We start from the raw sequence: 1,410 nt of genomic DNA, 5'->3' as shown, positions 1-1,410 counted from the left end.
TGGACGCCAACTCGACGGTGTGCAGTGGCCAAGCGGAGTGCCGGATGCTGTTCCCCGAAGCGGACCGCCGTGCCGCATCCGGGCCGCGTCCAGGACGCATCCGCCGCACGAACGCCACGTACATCCGTGAACCGCGCCGCCGGCACCCGGCGGCGCGCGCGTGCCACCGAGGAGATGCCCATGAGCGTCCGTATTTTCCGTGCCATGCTCAAGGAAGACAAGGTCGAGACCGCGGAGAAGGCCGCGCAGGAGCTGTTCGCGGCGATCGAGGAAGCCGGGCCCGAGGGCGTGCGCTACTCCTGGTGCAAGCTCGCGGACGGGCGGACCCTGGTCATCGTCGTGGACCTGGCGGACGACGAGAAGAACCCCCTCCAGGCGATGCCCGCTTTCCAGAAGACGATGAACGGCCTGAAGAACGAGTGGATCACCGAGCCGCTGTCGGTCGAGCCGATGACGGCCCTCGCCTCGTACCGCCTCTTCCACTGAGGCGGCCGCCGGCCACGTCGAACGGCCGGGCAGGCCGCGGTGCTGCGCGCCCTGCCCGGCTGCCTGTGTGCCCGGTCCTCCGGTGGCGGCCTACCTCGGGTAGTTCCCGTAGCGCCGCTCCCGCTGCCGCAGGTCCCTGAGCGCGGTGTCGAAGTCCGCCCGCTTCATGTCGGGGAACAGGACCGGAGAGAAGTGCAGTTCCGCGTACGGGGACATCAGCGGGAAGAAGGAAGACATGCGGATCGCGCCGCCGGTGCGTATGAGGTAGTCGACCTGCTGCGGCACGTACGCGTTCTCGGCCAGGATCTTCTCGGTCAGTTTCGGGATCTTGCCGTTGAGCCTGTTGAAAAGCTGGACCACCTCCTCGGACAATGACATGCCCATGATGTAGTGCAGCGTAAAGCCCGAGTCCTTGTCCGACTCGTCCCGCAGTTCCTCCAGCCTGGTGAGGTACTTCTTGGGCACCAGGTCGAGGGAACCGGTGAAGCTGAAGTTACAGGTGCGGTGCGTGCGTTCGGCCACGTCGTCGAACGCTTCCAGGAACGTCTTCACCGCGGACTCGGGGCGGTCGAAGTTCGCGGCCGAGGAGGTCGTGACGTACAGGGTCGTGATGTCGTCTTCCCTGGCCCAGTCGGTGAACTCGACGAGCTTGTCCGCCATGGCCCGGTAGCCGTCGTCGAGAGAGACGCCGTTGGTCTTGGACCAGCGCCGCATTCCGTCCGGCAGTAACATCAGGTTGGTCACAGTCATCTCCTTTGGTCGTGTGACCGGGCAATTCCGAAGTCGTGCGCAGTCTTGATCGCGGTACGGGCAGATTCGCGATGTCCGCGGTGGAGCCGGGCGGAGCCGGGCGGTTACGCAGGGTGGTCACTCGCGGGCGCGGCGCCGCCGGGGCGGCACGGCTGCCGGGTCCCCTCGCGTCCG

General features: G+C 67.0%; 2 protein-coding genes. One reads left to right on the top strand and one right to left on the bottom strand.

The genetic code is table 11. From position 1 onward, the window contains the following. Positions 1-180 precede the first annotated feature (180 nt). Positions 181-486 (top strand): hypothetical protein, encoded by a 306-nt coding sequence (locus H5J30_RS33265; RefSeq protein WP_220189596.1) that lies wholly within the window; start codon positions 181-183, stop codon positions 484-486. 90 nt (positions 487-576) lie between these two features. On the opposite strand, the gene H5J30_RS33260 is transcribed toward H5J30_RS33265, so the two are convergent. Then, a complete protein-coding gene (locus tag H5J30_RS33260) occupies positions 577-1,236 on the bottom strand; it encodes an undecaprenyl diphosphate synthase family protein (RefSeq protein WP_220189595.1) in 660 nt (219 codons plus the stop codon). Positions 1,237-1,410 lie beyond the last annotated feature (174 nt).

This window comes from Streptomyces phytophilus, assembly GCF_013870535.1.
Lineage (GTDB): Bacteria > Actinomycetota > Actinomycetes > Streptomycetales > Streptomycetaceae > Streptomyces > Streptomyces phytophilus.
The sequence above is the reverse complement of the archived record's forward strand: the minus strand, read 5'-3'. Positions and strand labels throughout refer to the sequence as shown.